Annotated in this window: 2 protein-coding genes and 1 pseudogene; all 3 read right to left on the reverse strand. The window is 33.3% G+C overall.

The genetic code is table 11. The annotated features are described in order from the left end of the window. Positions 1 to 75 precede the first annotated feature (75 nt). The 3 genes and pseudogenes from Megvenef_RS08865 to Megvenef_RS08875 all read right to left on the reverse strand — a co-directional run bounded on the left by Megvenef_RS08865 (position 76) and on the right by Megvenef_RS08875 (position 2,114). Positions 76 to 804 (reverse strand): competence/damage-inducible protein A, encoded by a 729-nt coding sequence (locus tag Megvenef_RS08865; protein ID WP_322777569.1) that lies wholly within the window; start codon positions 802 to 804, stop codon positions 76 to 78. 121 nt (positions 805 to 925) lie between these two features. Next, a pseudogene (locus Megvenef_RS08870) lies at positions 926 to 1,408 on the reverse strand (Bax inhibitor-1/YccA family protein); the annotation flags it as partial. Then, positions 1,377 to 2,114 carry a hypothetical protein gene (locus Megvenef_RS08875; RefSeq protein ID WP_322777570.1) on the reverse strand — a complete coding sequence of 246 codons (738 nt, stop codon included), beginning with the start codon at positions 2,112 to 2,114 and terminating at the stop codon, positions 1,377 to 1,379. The gene Megvenef_RS08875 and the pseudogene Megvenef_RS08870, both read right to left, overlap by 32 nt. Positions 2,115 to 2,460 lie beyond the last annotated feature (346 nt).

The raw sequence follows: 2,460 nt of genomic DNA on the forward strand, positions 1-2,460 counted from the left end.
AAAAAATGAATGTGCGGTGATTTATTTTTGAAATTCTTGAAATTATATCAAAAATTTAGAGTTTTGACGGAGAGACTATTTAAGACCGTTGATAATAGTTTCTAACTCTACAAAAGCCTTCTCGAGTAAGTTGTAATTCGATGATCTAAGTACTAGAGCAGTTCCATGGATACCATTTTTTGTAAACGGGTAACTGCCCATATCTACCTCTTTATATTTGTTTTGTAATTCTTCAAAGCTAATTGCGATCTTGCTTTCGCCCATCATTACTTCTAAAGTTTGTGACTGAATAACTTTACCTTTTTTTAGCATCGGAATAGCTGATTTAAGCATTGCTTTCATAATATTTGGAATACCAGCCATAACAAATACGTTGCCAATGACAAATCCTGGCACCATCGTAGCGTCGTTGTGCAGAAGTTTTGATGATTCTGGTATGTAGGCCATTTTTTCCCGAGCAGAATTTAGTTTTTCACCCATTTTATCGTAGTAATTTTTTAGAATCATATATATTTCATCATTTCTTACATAGCGAACATTAAATGCGGCTGCCATTGATTCTGCTGTTATATCATCGTGAGTTGGACCAATGCCTCCGGTAGTAAAGACATAATTATACTTACTGCTTAGCTCTCTGGCAGTATTTATGATCATTGTGCGGTCATCGGCAATCGTTCTTGTTTCGATAAGTGAAACTCCAATCTCACTAAGTCGTAGTGCTATTTCTTGTGTATTTATATCAAGAGTTCTCCCAGAAAGTATTTCATTGCCAATTATAATTACAGCGGCTGTATGATTGCTCATTTTCTACTTTTAATTTATTTGATTATCATAATATCAGGCTATGGATATAAAAAAAGAGCCAATGCTTGCATTGACTCTTTTTATTTATTATTTATTGCTATTAGCAGACACTATAGCAGTACTATTTTCTATCACCAAAGAATCTTAGCATATATAAGAACAAGTTGATAAAGTCGAGATACAATGTAAAAGCTCCCATAATAGCAGTTTTTTCACCCATCTCGCCACCACCAGATTGATAATACAGTGACTTTAATTTTTGTGTATCCCAAGCTGTTAGTCCCATAAAAATTGCTACGCCAACAAAAGAAGTTGCAAAACTAATCGCAGGGCTTTGTAGAAAAATATTAACCAAAGATACTACAATCAAGCCAATTAAGCCCATAACCAAGAACGACCCCATTGATGTTAAATCTCTTTTAGTAGTATATCCATAAAGGCTCATTGAACCAAACACTGCTGAGCAGATAAAGAACGTACGTGCAAGAGATTGTCCAGTATATACCAGCCCCAACGAGGAAAGTGACATCCCCATTACAGCGGCGTAAATCCAAAATAAAGCCTGAGCTTTATTAACAGACATACTTCCCATGCCCATAAAGAATATTTCGGATCATTCCTGCGTCTATATTAAATAGAGGCTGACCATTTTCACTTTCAAAGCTAATCATTTCTTCAAATATTTTCTGCCTTACTTCTTCTTTAATTCCATGCTTTGCTAGCACTTCTACTAGAATGTTACCTGAATCTATTACTTCATTAACATCAATTTTTTGAGAATGCACATATGGTAATAATAATTTAAAAACATCAACAATTTTCTCATAATTATAGCTATCAAATAATTTAAAAATCTCAGCAAACATAGTGCTGTCAGCATTATTTTTAATAGATAAATTTCCTCCATGTTTAAATATTAAATCTACAACCTCTAAAAAATTTGTATCATTAGTATAAGCCTGTATGGCCTTTGGCAAAATTGTGTCCCCATATCTATCTGTAATATTGATATCAGCATTATATTTATCTAACATAAGCCTCAGAATCTCAGCGCTGTTATAGGGCGCAATCATGGTGTAGTATGAAACTGCATGCTCCAAAGAAGCCTTATCAGTAGTGGCTCCGAATTCAAGAAGAACGCGTGCGTGATCAAGTTTAAATTCACGTATACTAAATGAAAGTATAGAACTATCATAATCACCACATGAGTTTGGATCTAAATTTTCTAACTGTATGACTTGTCTAAAGGCATCTGGGGTTATCCTCAACACAGCATCTTGTAGCTTATTATAGTTTTTTACTTTTGACATAATGTTTATACCTAATTAAAAATTTCTTACCTAATACAACGCAAAGATTAATATTAATTAGTTATTTTGTCAAGAATGTTTATGAGTCAGCCTAACGTGGTTACACATAGAAACATAATGTGAATCTTTCTAAAAATCGTATACATATTTTTTAAAAAGCGAGGAGATTATAAGATAAGAGAACAAATTTATTAAGCCGCATAGCTGTTTCACGACTTGACAGAGATCTTTTTTGGAGAAGGTTTAGAGGAATCTCGAACAAAGTCAGTAGTCTCTCCGTCAAAACTCTAAATTTTTGATATAATTTCAAGAATTTCAAAAATAAATCACCGCACATTCATTTTTT

The organism is Candidatus Megaera venefica (assembly GCF_034554655.1).
GTDB classification, from domain to species: Bacteria; Pseudomonadota; Alphaproteobacteria; order Rickettsiales; family Rickettsiaceae; genus Megaera_A; species Megaera_A venefica.

Bases quoted from the DNA above. Each gene is read 5' to 3' on its own strand.
- Megvenef_RS08865 (WP_322777569.1), bottom strand. From the start codon at position 804: ATGAGCAATCATACAGCCGCTGTAATTATAATTGGCAATGAAATACTT.
- Megvenef_RS08875 (WP_322777570.1), bottom strand. From the start codon at position 2,114: ATGTCAAAAGTAAAAAACTATAATAAGCTACAAGATGCTGTGTTGAGG.